Origin of the sequence: Bacillus thuringiensis, assembly GCF_001455345.1 — a bacterium.
Taxonomy (GTDB): Bacteria; Bacillota; Bacilli; order Bacillales; family Bacillaceae_G; genus Bacillus_A; species Bacillus_A thuringiensis_N.
On the sequence record NZ_CP013274.1, the window covers coordinates 5,024,904 to 5,049,668 of the forward strand.

Consider the following 24,765-nt stretch of genomic DNA (forward strand, 5'->3'; position numbering starts at 1 on the left):
TTATATTACCATATCCACTTTTTAAATACATATATATTTTTGGTAGTTTTTTTGAATAAATCTTCCAATTCAATCAGAAAATAATGGCAAAAAAGAAGAGGAGTTTACATATGGATACGGTAACATTAGCAAGAGCATTTTTTGGTTCTTCACTAGCATTCCACATTATCTTTGCAACACTTGGTGTCGGGCTTTCATTGATGATTTTTATAAGTGAAATACTCTTTCACTGGAAGAAAGATTCCGACTACGCCATTATGGCGAAAAGATGGACAAAAGCATTTGCCATCCTTCTCGGTGTAGCAATTCCAACTGGAACAATTGTTGGTGTGCAAATCTCACTTCTTTGGCCTGGTTTTGCCAAAATTGTTGGTCAGGTTATTTCTGTTCCTTTTCAAATTGAGATTTTCGCCTTCTTTTTAGAAGCTTTGTTCATGTCCATTTATGTATATGCAGCTGACAAACTACCTCCATTCATGAGATTAATCTCGCTATTCTTCGTCATGATTGGTGCCACGGCATCCGCCGTGCTTATTACATCAGCAAATACATGGATGAATACACCCGCGGGTTTTTCAATGGGGCCAGACGGATCAGTTTTTAACGTTGATCCGTGGAAAGCTTTCTTTAATCCGAGTTTTGGCACAAGCGCATTTCATGTTGTTATTACTGCCTACGCAACTGGAGCTGCCGTCATTGCCTCTATCGCTGGATTTAAATTATTAAAGAAGAATTTAAGTAAACGCGAAATTGCTTATCATAAAAAAGGGCTACTGTTAGGACTCGTTGTGACATTTATTACAGGTGCTACAATGTGGCTTTCGGGACACGAATCGGCAATTGCCTTACATAAACATTCTCCTGAAAAACTTGCATCTGCTGAAGCTTTATTTGAAACGACATCACATGCACCGTTATCAATTGGCGGAGTTGTAGATCCTAGCACACTTGAACTAAACTATGCACTAGAAATTCCGAACATGCTTAGCCTACTAGTGGGACTAGACCCTAGCACCGTCGTAAAAGGGCTAAAAGAATTCCCACAAGAAACATGGCCACCATTTTACACACATACACTATTCAATTTAATGGTCGGCACCGCTGCCTTTACCTTTGCAGTTGCAGCCATCGCCCTCTTATATTGGTACTTTGTTTACCGAAAAAAAGGAACAGAATTACCGAAGTGGCTTCTCTGGGGAGCTGCTGCATGTGGACCAGTTATGATGCTCGGTATTGAATTCGGATGGATTTTCAGTTGTAGTGGTCGTCAACCGTGGACCATTTATGGTATGCAACGTACAGTCGACGCTTCTACACGCGCTGATTTCGTCGGTCCTTTATTTATTCTATTCATCATTTTATATATTGGACTCGGTATTTTAACTGTTTTTGTGCTACGGACATTCTTTAAGAAACATCCGCTTACAAATGATTTACATCACGAAGGAGGCGATTCTCGTGCATGAGGAAAGTATTGCAATCATCATCTTATGGGCTCTTATTTTCGTATACAGTATATTAGGGTCCATCGATTTTGGAGCAGGTTTTTGGGGTATGGTATACGCAAAACATCCAACGCTCGCTGCCAAGCTTGCCAATCGATACTTATCACCAACTTGGGAAGTAACAAATACGTTTCTTGTCTTTGTCGTTGTCGCATTCCTTGGTTTTTTTCCTAAAGCAGCCTTTACCCTTGCAACAGTAATGTTCGTACCCGTTATGTTAATTTTAATACTCGTGGCAATTCGCAGTACATTTATGGTATTTGCTTATTCTCTGCCGAAGTACCAACACCTTCTTCGTATTATTTCAGGGATTACAGGGCTCTTAATTCCAGCCCTATTAATTACCGTTTTACCCGTTACAGAAGGTGCCTATATTACAATGTCTGAAGGAAAAGAAGTACTCCTGTATGGAAAACTTCTTTCTAGTCCTGTTATTTATTGTTATATGCTCTTCGGCCTAACTTCGGAACTATTTCTATCCTCTCTCTTTCTTGCTGATTTTGCGAGAGAACAAGGTTCAGAAGATGCATATAAAATTTATAGAAGAAACGCGATCATCCTTGGTCCTGCAACGCTCGTTACGGCGATTATCGCCCTCGTTGTAATGGATCCGGAAACACACTGGCTTATGCAAGGACTAATAAAGCAATTCCCATGGTTTACAGTTTCTATCATTTTATTCGTTATCGGGTACTCTTCTCTTTGGTGGACCAACAAGAAGTATGACACACTAGGATACCCTCGTATTGCCGTTTTAGCAATCGTCGCTCAATATGCATTTGCAAGTTACGCGTACGGCGTGGCGCATTTACCGTATATTATTTATCCTGATGTAACTGTATTTACAAGCTTTACAACGGTCGAAACATTCTATGCATTGCTTATTTTATATGCAATTGGAATTGCAATTTTATTACCAGGATTTATTTTCTTCTGGAATCTATTCTTGAAGGATCGAACTTTTTTGAAGGAAAAATAATATAGTGGAGTCTGTTCCAAAAGGTATTTTGGGACGGACTCCTTTTGTCATGTTTTGGCGGTAAATTGATATATTTGAAAAATCGCTGATATATTTTGAGTTACGCCGATATACTTCAATAATCGCTGATATATTTTGAGTTACGCTGATATATTTCAATGATTGCCTATATAAATTTCATTTACTATCCTACCGCCCCACAAATTTATAGACTCCTATCACAATAGTTACTTCACTATTCATGACACTTGTCCTTTAGCTTGAAAAACACATATTCGCTTTATTCCATTATACGTCTAGTTCCTCTTATTTTTTGCTGAATATACTACCAATACAGACCTTGAGACAAGCTACATTGGTTTAAGGAAAAGTAGAAAGGTAGGTAAAATATGAGCATTGAAATATGGATTACTATTATTGTATTCTTCTTTACGATGATTGTTATCTTTTGGCGGCCTCGTGGTTTAAATGAGGCATGGCCAGCAGCAATTGGTGCTGGCATTATCCTGATTACTGGACTTGTATCAAAACCAGACGTCATGGACATTATCAGTAAAATTGGCGGTGCCTCCATAACAATATTAGCGACCATCGTTATGGCGGTTATATTAGAAAGCTTCGGCTTCTTCCACTGGTCCGCAGCGAAACTTGCAAATTTAGCAAAAGGCTCTGGTCGCCGTTTATACTGGTATATTCAATTATTATGTTTTCTTATGACTCTTTTATTTAATAACGACGGTAGTATTTTAATTACAACTCCAATTTTAATTCTTCTTCTAAAAAACCTTCGATTAAAACCACATCAACAAATTCCTTATTTGTTAAGCGGGGCTTTAATTGCTACTGCATCTAGTGCACCAATTGGTGTAAGTAATATCGTAAACTTAATCGCATTAAATATCGTGAATATGACTCTTTATATGCATACTGCTATGATGTTTGTACCTGCAACATTAGGACTATTATTTATGTCATGGCTTATGTACACAGTTTTAAAGAAAAAACTACCAGAAAGATTACCTGTTTCTTCATATGATATCGAAGAAATATTCTTCACAAAAAACTTCCATCCGTTAAAAGGAAAAAATTCTGTTGATACGAAACAAAAACGGACAAGATTTATGTTGAAAGTATTAGGCTTCGTATTCCTTATGCGCTGTCTTCTATTCGTCGCATCCTTCTTATCTATTCCAATTGAAATTGTTGCAGTACTCGGCTCACTCGTTCTTCTCATCTGGAGATGGTACTACTTACGAACAAATCCTGTCGACATTTTGAAAAAGACACCGTGGCACATTTTAATTTTCGCCTTCTCTATGTACGTCATTATTTACGGGCTTCACAACGCAGGGTTAACAACAGCACTTGTAAATTGGCTTGAACCAGTTGTAAGTCAACATCTACTCTATGCTAGCTTTACGATGGGCGGGCTCGTTTCCCTCCTCTCTAACGTCTTCAATAACCACCCTGCACTTATGATTGGTACAATCACATTAACAGAAATGGGACTAGACCCAGTCACATTAAAAACTATCTACCTCGCAAATATTATTGGTAGTGACATCGGTTCACTATTATTACCAATCGGTACGCTAGCTTCCCTCATTTGGATGTATATACTGAAACAAAACAAAATTAAAGTAAAATGGAAAGACTATTTAAGTGTATCCCTTATCGTTATTCCTCTCACAACAGTCGTCACATTATTCCTCTTATACTACTGGGTACACCTCTTCTTCACCCTATAAACGACAGAAGCCCCTTTTGCTACCGTCTTAACAAAGGGGGCTTCTTCTATATTTAAGTTAGGTACTACAGTGTGATCAATCAAGTAAAGAGGTGTAACGTGTTATTGGTATAAATGACTACCAGTGTCTTTAAATTCTTTCGCTTTCTCTTTCATCCCTTTTTCAATTGCTTCTGTCGTTTCTAAATCATTTTCTTTCGCATATTCACGAATATCATGTGAAATTCTCATACTACAAAACTTCGGTCCACACATGGAACAGAAATGAGCCGTTTTCGCGCCTTCTGCTGGCAATGTTTCATCGTGATACTCCATCGCACGCTCAGGATCTAAAGATAAATTAAATTGATCGCGCCAACGGAATTCAAAACGAGCTTTTGAAAGTGCATCATCACGCTGATGAGCCGTTTTGTGCCCTTTCGCAAGATCAGCTGCATGTGCAGCGATCTTGTACGTAATAACCCCCGTGCGAACATCATCTTTATTTGGCAATCCTAAATGTTCTTTCGGCGTTACATAACAAAGCATCGCCGTTCCAAACCAGCCAATCATCGCAGCTCCAATCGCCGATGTAATATGGTCATAACCTGGTGCAATATCTGTCGTTAACGGCCCAAGTGTATAGAACGGCGCACCTTGACAAATATCAAGCTCTTTTTCCATGTTCTCTTTAATTAAATGCATCGGTACATGTCCAGGTCCTTCAATCATCACTTGCACATCATGTTTCCAAGCAATTTTCGTTAATTCACCAAGTGTTTCAAGCTCAGAGAATTGTGCCTCGTCATTTGCATCTGCAATCGAACCTGGACGTAATCCATCTCCAAGAGAGAACGAAACATCGTACTGCTTCATAATTTCACAAATCTCTTCAAAATGAGTATATAGGAAGTTTTCTTTATGATGGAATAAACACCACTGCGCCATAATCGAACCACCACGCGAAACGATACCTGTCGTACGCTTTGCCGTAATTGGAATGTAACGAAGTAATACACCAGCGTGAATCGTAAAGTAATCCACGCCTTGCTCCGCTTGTTCAATTAACGTATCACGATACACTTCCCACGTTAAATCTTCTGCAATTCCATTTACCTTTTCAAGCGCTTGATAGATCGGTACAGTTCCAACTGGTACAGGCGCGTTACGAATAATCCACTCACGCGTCGTATGAATGTTTTTACCTGTAGATAAATCCATAATCGTATCTGCACCCCAGCGAGTAGCCCACGTCATCTTCTCTACTTCTTCTGCAATAGAAGAAGATACAGCAGAGTTTCCGATATTTGCATTCACCTTCACGTGGAAATTACGTCCAATAATCATCGGCTCTGCTTCCGGATGGTTAATATTTGCTGGTAAAATAGCGCGACCTTCCGCAATTTCCTTACGAACAAACTCAGGCTCTACGCCTTCACGAATCGCAACGTATTCCATCTCAGACGTAATAATGCCATTACGCGCATAATGCATTTGCGTAACATTTGCACCTTGCTTCGCTCTAAGCGGCTGGCGATCCATTTGCGGGAAAATAGGTGTATGTTTCGAAGCCACTTTCACACCGTCATCCTCTGGTTTCACCTCGCGCCCTTCATATGCCTCTACATCCCCGCGCTCTAGAATCCAAGAGTGGCGCGGCGCCTGCAACCCCTTTTCCAGCTCCACTGTATACGCCGGATCCGTATAAGGACCGCTCGTATCATACACACGGATTGGTGGATTTGAGACGCCGTTCGTTTCGCTTTGTTCAATCTCACGCATCGGCACTTTCATCCCTGCGCGTGGTCCATCCACATATACTTTCTTACTCCCTGGTAAACTCGATTTCAATTCAATTTGCTCAGCTGAAACAGATTGTTTCATAACCTTTGTTGCCTCCCCTGTTCGTGACAAGGACGAGATATGGCCAGCGTATGCCAAAATAAAAAGAGCCAGGTCCATAAAAAAATAAGGACCTGGCTCATAAAAGACATCATTATGTAAAGCCGTTAACTTCCCTACGCTGGTACGAGCCAGATCAGGTCCAAAGGGTTAAGAAGATCACGCGCTTCTCTCTCAGCCTACGCATACGTTAGGCACCCCTAGTTTATCACTGATTTAATTTTCAATACTTTCCCATCATACACGATAATCTGAAAAATGCAAAGTTTAATTCTTTTGCTTTTTACGGAATCATCCACGTTAAATAATATGCCTGTACATACGTCATAATACCAACAATAATTACGAAGAATAAACTATGCTTCACTGTAAAGCGGAATAAATCTGATTCTTTTCCAGCAAGTCCAACTGCCGCACAAGCAATCGCAATTGATTGTGGAGAAATCATTTTACCTGTTACACCGCCCGTTGTATTTGCTGCAACGAGAAGCACTTCAGATACGCCAACTTGTTGTGCTGTAATTGCTTGTAGATTTGAGAATAATGCATTCGCTGACGTATCGGAACCTGTTAAGAATACGCCAATCCAGCCTAGGAATGGTGAGAAGAACGGGAATAATCCGCCAGTTCCTGCTAGTGCTAACGCTAAAGTAGAAGATAGGCCAGAATAGTTTGCGATAAATGCAAATCCTAATACGAATCCAATAGATAGAATTGGCATTTTTAATTCGCTTAACGTTTCTTTAAATGTCACTACTGCATCTTTTACATTCATTTTCAAAATAAACATGGAAATGATGCAAGCAATTAAAATCGCTGTTCCAGTTGCTGATAATACATCAAGCTTCAAAATCGCCTCATAAGGCGTCGGTTTATTTACGATTGGCTCTGCTTTCATTACCAAATTGTGCAATCCTGGAATTTCAAACTTAAATACAAGACTTTCTAACGCGCCTCCTGAAGCAAATAATGCTTTAAAGAAACTTTGGCTCCAAATGACTACCATAACCGTTAATACGATAAATGGAGACCATGCCTTCACTACTTTTCCAAACGTTAATTTCGGCATCGATGCTGCTGTCGTTGTTGCTGCTACTTCACTATTTGCTTGCCCGGATTGATAAATTTCTTTCGGTTGCCATACTTTTAAGAACAGCGCCAAACTAACTAAACTTACAAGTGCCGATGTAATATCCGGAAGTTCCGGCCCTAAAAATGTCGCTGTAATAAACTGTGTAATTGCAAATGAGCTACCTGCTACAAGTAAAGCAGGCCACGTTTGTCTTACCCCTTTCAACCCGTCCATTAAAAATACGATAAAGAATGGAACAAATAATGATAAGAACGGTAATTGATGTCCAGCCATTTGTCCGATTTTATGTGGATCAATACCTGTTACTTGTCCAGCAACGGTAATCGGAATTCCCATCGCTCCGAACGCTACTGGTGCCGTATTTGCAATTAAACAAAGACCCGCTGCATATAAAGGATTTAATCCAAGCCCTGCAAGAAGTGCTGCCGTAATCGCTACTGGTGCACCAAATCCTGCTGCCCCTTCTAAAAATGCTCCGAATGAAAAACCGATTAAAATAACGAGTAAACGATGGTCATTCGTAATGGATAATACAGATGCACGAATCACATCGAATTGACCTGTTTTCACAGAAATTTTATATAAAAATACCGACATAATGATAATCCAAGCAATTGGCCATAGTCCGTATAAGAAACCATATCCAGTCGCTGCCATCGCCATCGTGAACGGCATCTTATAAGCGAATAACGCCACTAAAATTGTAAGTACAACTGTAATAAATCCTGCCACATACCCCTTCATGCGGAAAACTGCTAAAGCTAAGAAAAAAAAGATAATCGGAATAAGTGCGACCGCTGCCGAAATCCAAATGTTTCCGAACGGATCATAAATTTGTGTCCATGTGTTCATTGTTCTCTCCCCCTAAAGAATCCCCTTTTAAATAGAATAACCTCATCAATAGACTATCAGGTCATCATACCTTTCAGTCTAAAAATAAAAAACGTTTAAGAAAACGTTTTCAATAACTTTCATTTATACTGTACCATAACAATTTCCATTTAAAAAGATTTTTTTGAAAATTTTATCATTTAACAAAAAATCTTACAAAATCGTCACGTTCCTGTAATGTTCATCGATAGAAAGCTTGCCAAAACTATTGCATAATAATAGTATAACAACAGACATTATTCATGAGGTGATATATATGAACGGAAACAAAATATTAGCTGCTTTATCATACTTTAGTGTACTATTTGCCCCTATCTTATTCCCTATTATCGTTTGGATTGTAGGCGATGCTGAAACAAAACCACATGCAAAACGTGCTCTATGGACACACATCATTCCAAGTATCGCTACATTCATCGGCTTAACTATTTTAGGAATTATGGGGCTTGGATCTGATCAAGCAGATGTAACACTTGGAATCGGTGCAATGATTGTCTTATGTATTTGCGGAATCATCAGCTTATACTACTTCATTTGGAACATTGTGAAAGGCATTAAAGTACTGAAAGCTTAATTTCTTTTTTAAACAAACGTTTGATTAAAAAGAAAAACCGTCCCAAAATACCTTTTGGGACGGTTTTTTTATCTTCTGCGTTTCTTCTTTTTTCTCATCATTTTCTTGCGGCGCGTATTCACTTTATCCGCTATAATGTGAAGCGTGCTTGCCACGACAATTCCCATTACGAACGTTACAATTTCAACCTCATGTTTCTCCGCAATTTCTATTAAATTCCCGTCAAGTGCGATTACATTTAATAGGAATAAAAACGGAGAAAATACAATTAACATGTATGCAATACGAATCACATCACCAAGTATAATTGTATGTGTAAAGAAGGAGCGATGCGGCATGACCTTCTTATACGGATACCAAAATATACGCAGGAATCCCCATTTATTATACGCATTACTATACGTATCCAAATCCGGCGTTAAAAATGAAGTACCTACTAAAAAGCCAATTGCAAAAGTTAATAAAAAATCAAAATTTGTTAATCCATACGAAAAGAGCAGAAACAAAACAACCGGAAGGGATATTAAGTTTATTTTCGTATGCGTTCTTCCTGATGGCATAATGCACTTCCTCGCTTACGTTCGCCCTGTCACCATATGACAGTTCTCACCTATTGATCTAATTTCTGATCGATAAAGGATGTGTCTATATCCGAACCAAACCATTCTGCCAACTTCACTCGTGCCTTATCTTTCACATCTTCATTGACGTATAACGACGCTTGTAATAGTGCAGCCATTAACGCCCCTAAATCATCCGTATAACCAATTCCAGCAACGAAATCTGGAATCGCATCAATCGGTGCAATAAAATAAGCAAGCGCCCCAATTACAATAATTTTCACTCGTTTTGGAACATCCGGTTTCTGCAAAACGTAAAACAATAATAAACTTGCATAAATGACCGACTGCCCTGCTTGCTTTGCAACATGTTTTACTTTCTTCCAAAACGCTTCAACTGAAAATTTTTGTTCCATGTAAAAGCCTCCCTATTTTTTTAAAAGAAATAAGCTACAATATGTTATCAGTAAAAGTTCATCAAAATTACACATAATCTATCAATGAACTTTCATTGTAACAAACAAACTAAAAAAGAACAAGTGTTCGTTAATTTTTGCATACTTCCCTTCATATAATAGGTTTCTAGATAACCACTTACCCATTGTCATTTCTTATTTCTCAACAAAGAAAATTTTCACTTTCACTTAACATTCTGCTCTACCTTTGTTATATTTTCTAGTTGACGGACATATAAACGAATGTTAAAGTTTTCTCTGGTAGTGACAAATCTCATACAAAAAATGTAAAATGTTATAGTGTTTCTCAGAAATGAATTTTGTTGTATAATACAGAAATGACGTTATGCTTATGAGCAACACAAGAAACCAAAAGGGTATGCATAGTTATAGTCGTATATGGGTGAATATAGAACCTCTAATTATGGCCAAGAAAACTATGTATTTTTTATTTTAGCATTTTTCGCTCCAAAATCGACCAAGCCTGATAGAGAAAGGGTGGAAATGAATGAAAGAAACCTTGAAATCACAATTTCAAAATGTGCGTTTCACTGTATTCGTAGCTTTAGCCTTATGGTTGAAGACATACCTTATTACACGCACAAGCTTTGATTTAAAACTTGAATCTTTCATGCAAGAATTCATTTTATTCCTTAGCCCATTAGCAGCATCATTACTGCTTGTTGGTCTTGCATTATTTGCAAAAGGGAAAAAACGTAACTATATAGCACTTGGAATTAGTTTTGTTTTAACAATCGTTCTTGTTGGTAACGTAATGTTCTACGGATTCTACAATGACTTCGTTACTTTACCAGTACTAGGACAAACATCTAACTTCGGAAGTTTAGGTTCTAGTGTAAAAGAATTGTTTAACTACAAAATTATCCTTGCATTTGCTGATATTATCGTATTCTTTATTTTATTGAAGAAGATGAAGAATTTTGCACCGACAGAACGTGTAGCACGCCCAATGCGTTCCCTATACTTCGTGTCAACAATTGCTATTTTCTTCGCAAACTTAGGACTGGCAGAAGCTGAACGTCCAGAACTATTAACTCGTTCATTCGACCGCGTTATGCTTGTTAAAAACTTAGGTTTATATGTACACCAAGTATATGATCTTGGCTTACAAGCAAAATCAAGTTCACAAAAAGCATTTGCTGACGGTAGTAAATTACAGGAAACAGAGAACTACGTAAAAACAACGCAAAGCAAACCAGATCCAAATATGTTTGGTACTGCAAAAGGGAAAAACGTAATTGTCGTCTCTCTTGAGTCATTACAAACATTCTTAATTGGTGCAACAGTTAACGGACAAGAAGTTACACCATTCTTAAACCAATTTACGAAAGAAAGTTATTACTTTGATAACTTCTTCCATCAAACTGGTCAAGGAAAAACATCTGACGCTGAATTCTTAGTAGATACTTCAATGTATCCACTAGACCGTGGTGCTGTATTCTTCACACATGGTAATAACGAATATACAGCAACTCCAGAAATTTTACGTGAGCAAGGATATCACACATCGGTATTCCACGCGAACAACGCAACGTTCTGGAACCGTAACATTATGTATCCGGCACTTGGTTATGATCGTTACTACAACGAACTTGACTACAAGATTACACCAGAAACAAAATTAAATTGGGGATTAAAAGATATCGAATACTTCGATCAATCTATCGATATGTTAAAAGAAGTGAAGCAACCGTTCTATACTCGCTTCCTTACTTTAACAAACCATTACCCATTCACTTATGATGAAAGTACGAAATTAATCGATGAATACAATTCTGGTGATGGCGTATTTGACCGTTACATGGTAACTGCTCGCTATTTAGACGAAGCAATGAAACACTTTATTGAGCGTCTAAAAGCAGAAGGTATTTACGACAACTCAGTTATCGTATTCTACGGTGATCACTATGGTATTTCTGAAAACCATAACCGTGCAATGGCACAGTTCTTAGGAAAAGAAGAAATTACGGCATTTGACCATATGAACTTACAAAAAACACCGATGTTTATTCACGTTCCTGGTCAAAAAGAAGGTAAAACAATTTCAAAACCAACTGGTGAAATTGACATTAAACCAACTATTCTAAACTTACTTGGTGTAGATTCTACGAATCAAATTCAATTTGGTCATGATGTATTCTCACCAGAAAATAAAGGATTTGTTGTTCTTCGTGACGGTAGCTTCGTTACAGATAAGTACATGTACACGAACAGTACATTCTACGATCGTAATACTGGCGAAGTTGTACAATTACCAAAAGAAGAATCTCAACCACTCATTGATCGTGCCCAAAATGAGTTGAACATGTCTGACAAAATCATTGAAGGTGACTTACTTCGCTTCTCTGAAAGCAACAAGACCAAAACTGGTGAAGTAAAGACAGCTATTAAAGAAGAAAAGAAGAGCGCTGAGTAATCTCAGCCTCTTTTTTTTATATTTCTCCATACAATCACTTATATTCATTAACTTTAACATTACATAACCTTTACCAAATATTCACATAGAGTTAATGAAACATCTCTATAATAAAATATGTAAACGAGATTCTATATATTTCTTATCTCTCATCTGCAATAAGATCCCTTAAAGAAATATGTAAATCGTTTTATTTCTACTTTCTTATAATCGTCTTATTGAATGTTTTGTTTCCATACACAAAACATTCAATAAGACGATGTCCCTATGAAAGATAGCTACCCTCCTTGTGCAGCATTCCATAAGAATGTTGCTTTTTTTTATTTAAAAGCAGGATTCTTATTTCTTATTTTCGAATTTGTATATACAAAATGCTATAAATCACCACTACTTCTCTACCATTTACAAATACATATACGTCATATGTAAAGAGTTACCCACATAAAAATTACTATAGTGATTTTTATGAATTAAAGTTTCACTTTACTTATGCACTTACGAAAGGATGGGACGAAAATTGGCATATGAAAGATTTGTACTTTGGAATGATGCAGTTATTGATACAACGAAACAAAAAACTTACATAGAACTTGAAGAAAGAGGCTTACAGTTTGGAGATGGTGTCTATGAGGTTATTCGCCTATACAAAGGAAACTTTCACTTATTAGATCCGCACATCACAAGATTATATCGCTCCATGGAAGAAATAGAATTAACACTCCCTTTCTCAAAAGCAGAACTTATTACCCTACTTTATAAACTAATTGAAAATAATAATTTCCACGAAGATGGCACTATTTATTTACAAGTATCTCGTGGTGTACAAGCTCGTACCCATACATTCTCATATGACGTCCCTCCGACAATCTATGCCTATATTACAAAGAAAGAAAGACCAGCATTATGGATTGAATATGGTGTACGCGCTATATCAGAACCAGATACGCGCTGGCTACGCTGTGATATCAAATCATTAAATTTATTACCAAATATATTAGCTGCTACGAAAGCCGAGCGCAAAGGTTGTAAGGAGGCACTTTTCGTACGAAATGGTACTGTAACTGAGGGCAGCTGTTCTAACTTCTTTCTAATCAAAAACGGGACCCTTTACACACATCCAGCTAATCACCTTATTTTAAATGGCATTATTCGTCAATATGTCCTTTCTTTAGCGAAAACCCTTCGCATTCCTGTACAAGAAGAGCTTTTCAGCGTTCGGGATGTTTATCAAGCCGATGAATGTTTCTTTACAGGAACGACGATTGAAATTTTGCCGATGACTCATCTTGATGGAACGGCAATCCAAGATGGTCAAGTTGGCCCTATTACTAAAATGCTACAAAGATCCTTTTCTCAAAGCTTGTTACAATCCAATATGTCATCTTCTTAAACACGAATAATTTCTATGCTTTCTACATTCAATATATGTATTTAAATGGAAATCAAGGTATAGATTTATGCCTTGATTTTTTCTTGTAATCTTTTTGTCATATTCAGATTCCCGCATAAGTCTTGACAGTAATCGACATGCTCTTTAGAATTTTTAACAGTTGGTAAATATTTCTTCACTACATTACAGACAGAAAGGAATCGACAAATTATGAAAAAATACCTTGCCGGTCTTGCGGCAGTGTCTGTAGCAGGAGGAGCAGCACCTACACTTGATAGTGTTCAAGCTGCCCCAGAACAAAATACACAAAAAGCTGCTACAACTGTCCAAGCTTCTGCATCAAACAGCTCATCTTATACGGTCAACGCTAGCGTATTACATGTTCGTGCAGGATCAAGTACTTCTCACGACATCATCTCACGCGTTTATAACGGTCAATCCTTAAACGTGATTGGCGAAGAAAATGGTTGGTTCAAAATTAACATTAATGGACAAACCGGTTTTGTTAGTGGCGAATTTGTATCAAAAAATGGAGCAAACAATTCTAATGTAAGTACAACAGGTGGAAACAATAAAGTTACTGCCGATGTATTACGTGTACGTACCGCTCCTAACACTTCTAGTTCTGTTTCTGGACGTGTATATGCAGGTCAAACATTAAACGTAATTGGCCAAGAAAATGGTTGGGTGAAAATCAACCATAATGGACAAGTTGGCTACGTAAGTGGCGAATTCGTATCTGGCGTTTCTTCTAATGCAGGTTCTTCAAACAACAATACGAATAATAACAACCAAGAATCTGTAAAACCAGCAAGCGGAAACTATACAGTAAATGTATCTTCCCTTCGTGTTCGTACAGGTCCTAGTACTTCTCATACAACTGTAGGTTCTGTTACAAAAGGACAAGTAGTTCAAGTTGTTGGCGAAGTGCAAGATTGGTTCAAAATCAACTATGCGGGACAAACTGCTTACGTAAGCAAAGACTACGTAACAAAAGGCGGTTCTAACGACAACGTTGCACAAGGAAACAACCAAGATAACAAACAAGAACAAAACAATAATGTAACTGTTCAAACTGGCGGCACTTACGTTGTTAACGCAACATCTCTACGCGTTCGTACAGGCCCTGCTACTTACCATAGCGTAATTGGTGGCGTATTGAATGGTACGACATTAAACGTAATTGGATCTGAAGGTAGCTGGTTTAAAGTTAACTATCAAGGAAAAACAGGCTACGTTAGTAGCGAATTCATGAAATTCGTTAAAGGTGGCACTACTACTCCTGAGCAACCAAAGCAACCTGAACAACCTAATCAAGGTGCAATTGGTGACTACTACATTAATGCTTCTGCTTTAAATGTACGTAGTGGTGAAGGTACAAATTATAGAATCATAGGCGCACTTCCACAAGGACAGAAAGTTCAAGTAATCTCTGAAAACTCTGGATGGAGCAAAATTAACTACAACGGTCAAACTGGTTATATTGGAACACGTTACCTGTCTAAAACACCAGTTGGGGGCGCAGTAGATAATAAGCCTAACAACAACCAAAATAACAACCAAAACAATAACAACAATAATACAGGCAATAATAGCGGTAACAGTTCTTCCATACTTGCATATGCAAAAGGAATGCAAGGTGTACCGTACGTTTGGGGCGGTACTTCTGCTAACGGTGTTGACTGTAGTGGTTACATTTACCACGTATTTAAGAAATTTGGTCATAACATTAGCCGTCAAAGTGTTGCGGGATATTGGGGTAGCCTACCACAAACTTCAAATCCACAACCAGGCGACTTAATTTATTTCAAAGACACTTATAAATCAGGTCCTTCTCATATGGGTATTTACCTTGGGGGCGGATCATTTATCCAAGCTGGAGATAAAGGTGTAGCAATCGCTTCATTAAGTAACTCTTATTGGAGCAAGCACTTCTTAGGTTATACGAAAGCACCTTAAGTTATATTTTTAGAGCCTTCTAGATTACTAGAAGGCTCTTTTTAATGTGTATGACCTATTTCTCTGAAAAAATAATGTATCTATTTTTCTATTTCATACACTATATTCTACAATAATGATCCATAACGTTATCATAATGTATATTTTCACATAAAAAACATAACCTATTTCATGTCTATTCATTTTATATGTGTTTTTTTAAAGAATTTTCTTTTTATTTAAACTTTTCGTTAGACGTTTGACCTCTGATGTCCATTATGATAAGTTACTTAAGATGTTATATTCGTAAACGTATAGACAACTGGTTTATACACTTTTTTTACTATGAGGAAGGAGCATACACTGCATGAATCTTTTATGGGGAATTGGCGGCGTGATTGGAGTATTAGCAATTGCTTTCTTACTATCTTCCAACCGCAAAGCTATTAATTGGCGCACGATTTTAATCGCGCTAGCATTACAAATGTCATTTTCATTTATCGTATTACGATGGGATGCCGGAAAAGCAGGTTTAAAACACGCTGCAGATGGCGTTCAAGGATTAATTAATTTTTCTTACGAGGGAATTAAGTTCGTTGCTGGGGATTTAGTCAACGCAAAAGGCCCTTGGGGATTTGTATTCTTTATTCAAGCACTACTTCCAATTGTATTTATTAGTTCATTAGTAGCAATCTTATATCATTTCGGTATTATGCAAAGATTTGTTAGTGTCGTTGGTGGCGCATTAAGCAAACTTCTTGGAACTTCTAAAGCAGAAAGTTTAAACTCAGTAACAACTGTATTTTTAGGACAAACTGAAGCTCCAATCTTAATCAAACCTTACTTAGCACGTTTAACAAATAGTGAATTCTTCACTATTATGGTAAGCGGTATGACAGCTGTTGCCGGATCAGTTCTTGTCGGCTATGCAGCAATGGGCATTCCGTTAGAACACTTATTAGCAGCAGCAATTATGGCAGCTCCATCAAGTTTATTAATTGCGAAACTAATTATGCCAGAAACAGAAAAAGTAGATAATAACGTTGAGCTTTCTACAGAACGTGAAGATGCAAACGTTATTGATGCAGCGGCACGTGGTGCATCTGAAGGTATGCAACTTGTTATTAACGTAGCAGCAATGTTAATGGCTTTCATCGCATTAATCGCTTTATTAAACGGTTTATTAGGATGGGTTGGTTCTTGGTTCGATATTAAACTTAGCCTTGATTTAATCTTCGGTTACTTACTATCACCATTTGCAATCTTAATCGGGGTTTCTCCTGGTGAAGCTGTACAAGCAGCAAGCTTTATCGGTCAAAAACTTGCAATCAACGAGTTCGTTGCATACGCAAACTTAGGACCACACATGGCAGAGTTCTCTGACAAAACAAATCTAATTTTAACATTCGCAATCTGTGGATTCGCAAACTTCTCTTCTATCGCAATTCAGTTAGGTGTGACTGGAACACTAGCTCCTACTCGCCGTAAACAAATTGCACAATTAGGGATTAAAGCAGTTATCGCTGGTACACTAGCGAACTTCTTAAATGCAGCAGTTGCAGGTATGATGTTCCTATAAAATAAATCAAAACCCCCTCTTTTTAAAGAGGGGGCTTTTTATTATGCTCCTTATTTTTTCGATATATATTAAATACTTTATGTCGAAATATAAAAACATTATGATACAATAATTAGTAAGTCTGTTTATTTTTTCTTACAAAAGAGGGATACTACTTGTTGTTGCTCTCTTCAAAAGAATCTAGTCATCCGGTCTATTTCTTAATAATTGCGCATACTACAAATATCCTTGCATGAATTATCTTTAAGGAGGAAAGTTTTGTGAAAGATAACTTCTATAAAGTCCTCTCTATGTGGATTTTACAAATTTTATTTTATTTTACAACTGTACATGTAACGCAATATGAGCATGCTCTCATTTTTACAATTATCTATGTAATTGTTAATGTACTATTTCTATTTTTAGCTGATAAAACTGCATTTGTTTTCTTCATATTAGGAACCATTATTTCGGTGTTCTACCTATTCTACCAAGCATGGCTTTACTTATGGAGTACATCAGAACAATGGGAATACATTATTACTCACTTCCTAATGGCAGCGAACTTCTTCATCGTATATATCTCCACTCATTTATTAAAGAAGGTTATTCATGAAAATAAAGAATTAACCGAACGTGTGAGAACGTTAGAACAATACATTGGAGAATCAAAATTATTAACAAGACAAGAATTCGAAAGACGACAAGCATTATTAATAAATGCAATGAATCGTCGTAATGAAACAGGCGTTATGATTTACTTTGACTTCACTTCCTTTAGTAAATATACGAAGGAAAGTGTTATGGACCGTGTAGCTTCATTATTAGTTGAAACGGTAAGAGCTGACTTTGACCTTGTTGCTGAGTATGATAACAACACATTAATCATTTTATTACAAAATACAAATGAAGCTGGTGCCGATATTGTAATGAACCGTCTACAGCCTAAAATGGAAAAATGGCTTGCAGCTGAGGCAATTCAGGACATTAAGATTAAACGAGAACAAATAGCTACAAAAGGACCGACAGTATTATGATGACACTCGTTATACTCCTTTTATTCCTCCTGTTTTGCGTACTTGTTTTTTGGATCAGCATCACATTTTCAATTAAATATGTACTTATTTTTACAGCCTTTCTGTTCTCTGGCTTACTCGTTTACTATTCTTTCTTAACACTTGCAGGCTTAGTTCACCGAAATAGGAAACGAAAAGATCGTACGTTAGAACATTATCCAAGTGTCGATATTTTAATACCTGCCCACAATGAAGGCGTAGTTATTAAAGATACTTTAGAGGCGATGGCGAAGATTGAATATCCAGGCAAACTAACGGTTTATTTACTAAACGATAACTCTCAAGATGAAACACCTGAAATCGGTGACGATTTTGACAAAGCTTATGCTCATATTCGTCACATTCGTGTTCCGGCGGGTGAACCAAAAGGGAAATCACGTGTATTAAACTATGGTCTTAGTATTTCAGATGGTGAATACTTCTGTGTTTATGATGCAGATAACCAGCCTGAACCACATGCTCTGCGAATGCTTGTGGAACACGCTGAAACAACCGAGGATGCTGTTGGAGCAGTTGGACACGTTCGTACTGTAAATGAAAAAAGAAACTGGTTAACACGAATGATTTCGTTAGAATTTCAAATCTTCCAGCTCCTTATGCAATCCGGACGCTGGTTACTATTCCAAACAGGTTCACTAACAGGAACAAACATGCTTCTTCGTCGCTCTGCATTAGAAGAGCTTGGCGGCTATGATCCCTATGCAATTGCAGAAGATGCTGAATTAACATTACGAATTACACAAAAGGGCTATCTCTTACCAATCGTTCCAGAATCGGTTACATGGGAACAAGAACCTGAGCACTTAAAAATCCTTATTAAGCAACGTACACGTTGGCTCCAAGGGAACTTGTACATTTTAGAAAAAATGTTTTCTTCATTGAGTTTCTTTAAAGGAAAACTTCTCGTCCATTCCTTACAACAAGTTTTAGTGTATGTTGTATTTTGGCTATTCTTAATCATTTCGAACGTTTGGTTTGTAATTGGATTACTCGGGATATTCCAAATTCAATATAGCATACCACTACTATTTATGTGGTATGTCGCATATATTACATATGTTTCTCAATTATTTAGTGCTCAGAGTGTGGAACGAACCTTTACACCAACTAATATTTTCATTAGTGTTATCATGTACTTTACGTACGCACAGCTCTTTACGTACTTATTCATTCGTAGCTTAATTTTATACTTACGTGCAAAGAGCAAGAAACAAGTCATTGGCTGGGATAAAACAGTTCGATTCAAAAAAGATAAATAAAAATAAGCACAGAGCGCCGTATGCTCTGTGCTTATTTATTGCCGTATAAATTATATATCAGACAATACCCCTTAGCTGAAAGTAATTTCACGTCCATCCCCCAACGAACGATCGACCTTCATTTATATACGAAAAAGTGATTGCTATTTTTGTAGAACCAATTGCTTCTCTTGCTGTTCTTTGCGCGTTTCAGTCTTAGGTTCCGTGCTTTCTTGGACACTACGATGTGCCACACGTTTCAAACAAATATGCTTCCACTTTCTTTCGTAACGTTTCATTATTCTAGATGTCCCCCTTGAATGCGCTTTAAAACTATTTGAAATCGCTTACAGGAAATAATATAGCACATATACATAAACGTGACAACACATTTCCGACAATTTTTTGTCAAAAATACGAATAGAATTTGTAGAATATCGAATACTGTCGAAATTCATCGTTTTTTCTTTGTATAAAAGGCATACTACTTATATAGTAAAGTATTTTATTTCCCTTACTTGCAGTTCAAATCCCTTCTATATAAAAAAGAGCTGATATGAAATCAGCTCTTTTCCTTCTATTATTTATGTCGCTTCATACGTCCTTCTTTTTGTAACTCTTTAAACAATGCTGCCATCATAAAGAAAATAACAAAGACGAATGGGAATGCCGCAATGATAGCTGCCGTTTGCAAGGCTTCTAATCCGCCGATATATAATAAAGTAGAAGCTATAGCGGCTAGAACGATACCCCAAATCATTTTAATACGGTTTGGTGGATTTAAACTACCATGTGTCGTTAACATCCCTAAAACAAATGTTGCAGAATCTGCAGATGTAATAAAGAATGTTGCAATAAGTAAAATACCTAAAACCGATAAAGCTGATCCAAAGCTACCCATCTGATCGAACATAGCAAATAATCCTACTTCTGTTCCCATCTCTTTCACTTTTTCAAAGATATGTGCATCACCAAACAGCTCCATATGAATACCAGTTCCGCCGAAAACGGAGAACCAAAGTGCACCAATTACAGTTGGTACGAGTAATACACCGATAACAAACTCACGAATGGTACGCCCTCGTGAAACACGTGCAATAAATGTACCTACGAATGGTGACCATGCAATCCACCATGCCCAATAGAAAATTGTCCATGACTGAATCCATTGATTTCCGCCTTCATCTAAAGGACTTAAACGGAAACTCATACTTGGCAATTCCTGAATATAAGAACCAATCGTTGAAGTGAAGTAATTCATAATAAAGTTTGTTGGACCTGCAAATAATACAATTATCATAAGTGCAAATGCCAAAATAATGTTCGTATTACTTAAATATTTTATTCCTTTATCAAGACCTGTCTGCGCAGATAACATGAAAAGAACGGTTACGATTGCAATAATAACTAACTGTGTCGTTAATGAATTCGGGATAGATGTTAAATAACTAATACCACCTGCAATTTGTTTCGCACCAAGACCCAATGATGTCGCAACACCAAACACCGTCGCGAAAACAGCTAACACATCGAATGAATGAGCAATACGCCCATGTTCCCCGCCCTTAAATAACGGACCTACTGTCGCACTAATCGTACTTGCTTTTCCTTTTCTAAAAGTAAAGTAAGCAATACATAACGCTACAAACGCATATAGTCCCCACGGATGTAATCCCCAATGGAAAAATGAAAAACGCAGTGCAAGACGCGCACTTTCCTCAGTTGCCCCTTCTCCAAACGGAGGTGCGTATAAATGGTTTAATGGTTCGGCAACGCCCCAGAAAACTAAACCGATACCCATACCAGCACTAAATAACATAGCAAACCATGTCATATAACTATAATCAGGTTCGTCATCATCTTTACCTAAACGAATAGAACCGTACTTCGAAACAATTAAAAAGATAGACACACCTAAAATAATAGAAACAGAAATAATATAAAACCATCCAAACTTACTAACTAATGCAGTTTGAATTGCGGTTGTTACATTTCCTAGGCTACCTTTTCCAATAATAGATTCGGGAATAATCCCCCAAAGTGTAAATGCAATACATAATGTTAATGAAACGATGAATGTTTTTGTCAGTTTCCTCATCAAATCCCCCTTCGTAGGTTTCACTTTTTTAAATAACATAAATTCCGATATGTAAAATCGGATAGAAAACTATAATTTTTGTGGTGATTTTCTTACCTTCACCTTCACCAATTCGAATTCTTATGGACAGCCTTACCTTCCGTATAACCTTTTCACTCTGCAAGAGCTACGAGATAGAAATACTGCTGTCAAATTGTGCGAGAAAAATGCGGATGGGAATGTGTTTTCCCAAAAAAGGATGTGTTACAGATGTAAAAAAGGGCAAATTTCTTCCTTGCAACCCTTTCTTTTTGTAACAATTATGCGGTTTTTTTGCTAGTATATAGCACGTGTTTATAGTTTCACAAACGAAATGTTTATGTTTATATAACTATATTACCCATAAAACGGTAAAATACTCAAGGAATGTAATCGTTTAGTAAACATCATGTAACACTCTTGTAATATTTTTATTTACGCCGAAAACAATATGTTGTATTAAATATTTTGAATATAAGTAGAAACCTACTAATCATATAGAATGAAAAACGCTTTCCTATATCTTTTGTTATATTACAGGATGTTAACGACTGATTACGAATGGTTTGTAATTGTGTGTTTTCCCGAAATCCGAAAAAATCTGTTGCTATAATGAGGACACGAAAACAAACGCAATGGAGGCTATCATGAAAAAATTAATTGGAATAGCAACAGCAGCAGTTTTTGGTCTTGGGATTTTCACATCATCTGCTAATGCAGAAACTGTTGTAACAACAGACGTACTAAATGTACGCGAAAACCCTACTACTGAATCAAAAGTTGTCGGTAAATTACTAAACGGTAATAAAATAGATGTACAAAATACAGAGAACGGATGGTCAAAAATCACTTTAGATGGTAAAGACGCATTCGTAAGTGCAGAGTTCACAAAAAGCATCTACTACGTAACAGCTAACGTATTAAACGTACGTGCTGAAGCGAACACAAACTCAGAAATCCTTGGGACGCTTAAGAAAGACGATATGATCGAAACAACGAACCAAGTACAAAATGAGTGGTTACAATTCGAATATAACGGGAAAACTGCTTATGTTCACGTTCCTTTCTTAACAGGTACAGCACCTGTTATTGAGAAACAAGAACAACCTGCTCCTGCTAAAACTGTAGCACCAGCTAAAGCACCTGTAGCACAAGCAAAACCAGCTGCTAAGCCTGCTGTGAAAGCTGCTGAAACTAGCACACCTTCTGGTGGTCGTGAGTTAACAGTTGTAGCTACAGCATATACAGCTCATCCGAGTGAAAACGGTGGCACATATGGCGGCCGTGTATTAACTGCAATGGGTCATGACTTAACAGCGAACCCAAACATGAAAATGATCGCTGTTGACCCGAAAGTAATCCCATTAGGATCTAAAGTATGGGTAGAAGGTTACGGAGAAGCTATCGCTGGAGATACTGGCGGTGCAATTAAAGGTAACCGTATCGATATCCTACTTGGATCAGATAGTGCTGCCCAAAAATGGGGACGCAAAACTGTTAAAGTGAAAATTTTAAAATAACCAATGACTGCGAAAGCCGGTTCTCTTTGTTGAGAGCTGGCTTTTATTTTTTTATAATAGCTATAAAGGGGGCTACGTCCATGAATGTACAAGCAAAAGTAGACTGGATCGGTACACCAAAACCGTATATATATAAAGATGAAGTAACATACGACGCTACTTCCATTGATTTCTCACTTGCGGGCGATGACAATCGCTATAAATTAATTGTGCTCAAGTCTGAAGAAAATACACATTACAAAATTGTGAAATACGGCATAAAGCCGGGCTCCCAAAAGCCATTTCCTATTGATATGCCATTTGAGCAAGACATGTTACCAATTGTAGAACAAATATTACATGATCCATATGTACAAGCGGTCTTAAAAGAATCTCGCTTCTAAAAAAAAGACTATCTCATTGAGATAGTCTTTTTCATTAACGAGTTGGACCAGATACTTCCTCTGATTTCAACGTATTATTCGCTCCAAGAGAATGGTACAATATCTTTCCATTTCCATTCACAGTAACGATATGATCATTATTAAAGCTTTTGAACTTCACAGATCCATCACCGTAACGAATATGATACTCTTCATATGTTGTTACTTTATATTTCGTTTCACTTTGACGCTCTACATTGCGAATTTCCATTGTTAATAAATCTTCCGTAATTCCTTTTTTGTGTAAATATTGTATATAATCACGGTCTTCCTTATACGATTTCCCGCTCTTATCATAATTACTTTCAATTAGACTAAAATCATTTAATGAAATCGCACGCACATTATCATAAAGATGCTTTCGTACAAAGTCACCAACAGCCGAACTCGATGTTTCTTTCGGGAATTTTAAATAATACGTGCTTTGGTCTCCAATTTTAATACTTTCAGATTTCATCATACCAAAATCAGTAGTCTTCTCTAAGTGTACTTCCACTGTTTCGTCTGTCGATACAGGACCAAGATTATAACTTCCGTAATTTAATTTCCCACGTTTTTTACCGTTCACAAATACAGTTGCATCATTTTCATCAGAAGAAATCGTTACATACTTTCCTTCCATCGATAATTTAACTTCCACTTTCGCATCTTTTTCATCTGCCAAGTCCACTTCTTTTTCTGTTTCTAACTCAGTTAATTCCGTCTTCGCTTTTGCCTTTACAACATAGGAACCAGGGAAGTATGGACCAACTTCTTTTGACGTTTTATCATTTGATAGCTCTGTCTCTTTCTTATCATTCACATAAATTTCAGCAGTCTTCGCAGTCGTGCTTACATTCATATAATAAGATTTCATGTTTAATTTATACTTCGGATATAAGAACCATTCTTTCCCGTCTTCTATAATTTGACCATCTTTAAATGATGCTTTATCACTTGCTAGATTTTGATTCACTGTCTCTCTTTGTAAATAAGATAGCAGCTCTTTATTATAAGAAGGATTTTCTTTTAAATAACGAATGTATCCCTTAATATCTTCAGCTTTAATTTTCAAACTCGGATCATCCACTTTTACAAACTCATCAATTGCATTCACATCTTTCTTTTGGAATGCTTCAATCATAACATTGACCTGTTTTTCTTTTGAAAACTTGCTTGCACCAAATTTATACGCACCGAACAATATAGCAAAGATAATAACAAAGCCTATAAGTAACATTATATTTTTCTTACTTTTCACTGGCTTTATTTCTCGTTGTACTTCTGAACGGGAAGAAGCTGTTTGATCAGCAATTACTTCTACCTTACTTCCACAATCGGAACAAAAATTCAAATTATCCGCAACTGGTTTATTACATTTCCCACAAAACTTCAAATGGCTCTCC

18 protein-coding genes and 1 riboswitch are annotated in these 24,765 nt (G+C 37.1%); of the genes, 12 read left to right on the forward strand and 6 right to left on the reverse strand.

What is annotated here, in order from left to right:
* Window positions 1-110 precede the first annotated feature (110 nt).
* From cydA to ATN06_RS26510, 3 genes are all read left to right on the forward strand, one after another.
* Window positions 111-1,466, forward strand: a complete 1,356-nt coding sequence (cydA, locus tag ATN06_RS26500) for a cytochrome ubiquinol oxidase subunit I (RefSeq protein ID WP_060632897.1) — start codon at window positions 111-113, stop codon at window positions 1,464-1,466.
* The gene (locus tag ATN06_RS26505; RefSeq protein WP_060632898.1) at window positions 1,459-2,484 is read left to right on the forward strand and encodes a cytochrome d ubiquinol oxidase subunit II; all 1,026 of its coding nucleotides are present in this window, start codon (window positions 1,459-1,461) and stop codon (window positions 2,482-2,484) included. Before cydA ends, ATN06_RS26505 begins: the two co-directional genes overlap by 8 nt.
* Before the next feature lie 389 nt (window positions 2,485-2,873).
* Entirely contained in the window at window positions 2,874-4,232 is a 1,359-nt protein-coding gene (locus tag ATN06_RS26510) for an arsenic transporter (RefSeq protein WP_060632899.1), read from the forward strand.
* A gap of 101 nt (window positions 4,233-4,333) precedes the next feature.
* Here the strand turns inward: ATN06_RS26510 and thiC are convergent, their stop codons facing one another.
* Window positions 4,334-6,094, reverse strand: a complete 1,761-nt coding sequence (gene thiC / locus ATN06_RS26515) for a phosphomethylpyrimidine synthase ThiC (RefSeq protein WP_060633202.1) — start codon at window positions 6,092-6,094, stop codon at window positions 4,334-4,336.
* Window positions 6,095-6,208: 114 nt separating this feature from the next.
* Window positions 6,209-6,324, reverse strand: a riboswitch (TPP riboswitch).
* A 71-nt stretch (window positions 6,325-6,395) separates the two neighbouring features.
* A complete protein-coding gene (gene lldP / locus ATN06_RS26520) occupies window positions 6,396-8,057 on the reverse strand; it encodes an L-lactate permease (RefSeq protein ID WP_060632900.1) in 1,662 nt (553 codons plus the stop codon).
* 295 nt (window positions 8,058-8,352) lie between these two features.
* Between lldP and ATN06_RS26525 the strand changes: the two genes are divergently transcribed.
* On the forward strand, window positions 8,353-8,670 hold the full coding sequence (locus tag ATN06_RS26525; protein WP_060632901.1) for a magnetosome magnetite crystal formation protein family: 318 nt from the start codon (window positions 8,353-8,355) through the stop codon (window positions 8,668-8,670).
* 68 nt (window positions 8,671-8,738) lie between these two features.
* Here the strand turns inward: ATN06_RS26525 and ATN06_RS26530 are convergent, their stop codons facing one another.
* Both ATN06_RS26530 and ATN06_RS26535 read right to left on the reverse strand, forming a co-directional pair.
* The gene (locus ATN06_RS26530) at window positions 8,739-9,230 is read right to left on the reverse strand and encodes a metal-binding protein (protein ID WP_060632902.1); all 492 of its coding nucleotides are present in this window, start codon (window positions 9,228-9,230) and stop codon (window positions 8,739-8,741) included.
* A 50-nt stretch (window positions 9,231-9,280) separates the two neighbouring features.
* Complete coding sequence (locus ATN06_RS26535; protein WP_000435504.1) at window positions 9,281-9,646, reverse strand: YkvA family protein; 366 nt, start codon at window positions 9,644-9,646, stop codon at window positions 9,281-9,283.
* A 547-nt stretch (window positions 9,647-10,193) separates the two neighbouring features.
* Here ATN06_RS26535 and ATN06_RS26540 point away from each other — a divergent pair.
* The 6 genes from ATN06_RS26540 (at window position 10,194) to ATN06_RS26565 (ending at window position 19,343) form a co-directional block, all read left to right on the forward strand.
* Window positions 10,194-12,122 carry an LTA synthase family protein gene (locus tag ATN06_RS26540; protein ID WP_060632903.1) on the forward strand — a complete coding sequence of 643 codons (1,929 nt, stop codon included), beginning with the start codon at window positions 10,194-10,196 and terminating at the stop codon, window positions 12,120-12,122.
* A gap of 505 nt (window positions 12,123-12,627) precedes the next feature.
* Complete coding sequence (locus ATN06_RS26545) at window positions 12,628-13,512, forward strand: D-amino-acid transaminase (RefSeq protein WP_084644509.1); 885 nt, start codon at window positions 12,628-12,630, stop codon at window positions 13,510-13,512.
* A 210-nt stretch (window positions 13,513-13,722) separates the two neighbouring features.
* Entirely contained in the window at window positions 13,723-15,471 is a 1,749-nt protein-coding gene (locus tag ATN06_RS26550; protein ID WP_060632905.1) for a C40 family peptidase, read from the forward strand.
* 346 nt (window positions 15,472-15,817) lie between these two features.
* Complete coding sequence (locus tag ATN06_RS26555) at window positions 15,818-17,029, forward strand: NupC/NupG family nucleoside CNT transporter (RefSeq protein ID WP_060632906.1); 1,212 nt, start codon at window positions 15,818-15,820, stop codon at window positions 17,027-17,029.
* A gap of 260 nt (window positions 17,030-17,289) precedes the next feature.
* On the forward strand, window positions 17,290-18,045 hold the full coding sequence (locus tag ATN06_RS26560; RefSeq protein WP_060632907.1) for a diguanylate cyclase domain-containing protein: 756 nt from the start codon (window positions 17,290-17,292) through the stop codon (window positions 18,043-18,045).
* Entirely contained in the window at window positions 18,042-19,343 is a 1,302-nt protein-coding gene (locus tag ATN06_RS26565) for a glycosyltransferase family 2 protein (protein WP_060632908.1), read from the forward strand. Before ATN06_RS26560 ends, ATN06_RS26565 begins: the two co-directional genes overlap by 4 nt.
* A gap of 559 nt (window positions 19,344-19,902) precedes the next feature.
* Here the strand turns inward: ATN06_RS26565 and opuD are convergent.
* Window positions 19,903-21,420 (reverse strand): glycine betaine transporter OpuD, encoded by a 1,518-nt coding sequence (opuD, locus tag ATN06_RS26575; RefSeq protein WP_060632909.1) that lies wholly within the window; start codon window positions 21,418-21,420, stop codon window positions 19,903-19,905.
* A gap of 665 nt (window positions 21,421-22,085) precedes the next feature.
* Here opuD and ATN06_RS26580 point away from each other — a divergent pair.
* Together ATN06_RS26580 and ATN06_RS26585 are read left to right on the forward strand one after the other, a co-directional pair.
* A complete protein-coding gene (locus ATN06_RS26580) occupies window positions 22,086-22,958 on the forward strand; it encodes a cell wall-binding protein EntA (RefSeq protein ID WP_060632910.1) in 873 nt (290 codons plus the stop codon).
* Between the two features lie 80 nt (window positions 22,959-23,038).
* Window positions 23,039-23,341 carry a DUF3910 family protein gene (locus ATN06_RS26585; protein WP_060632911.1) on the forward strand — a complete coding sequence of 101 codons (303 nt, stop codon included), beginning with the start codon at window positions 23,039-23,041 and terminating at the stop codon, window positions 23,339-23,341.
* Window positions 23,342-23,375: 34 nt separating this feature from the next.
* On the opposite strand, the gene ATN06_RS26590 is transcribed toward ATN06_RS26585, so the two are convergent.
* Window positions 23,376-24,755, reverse strand: coding sequence for a zinc ribbon domain-containing protein (locus ATN06_RS26590; RefSeq protein ID WP_060632912.1), 1,380 nt, complete (start codon window positions 24,753-24,755; stop codon window positions 23,376-23,378).
* Window positions 24,756-24,765: the final 10 nt, after the last annotated feature.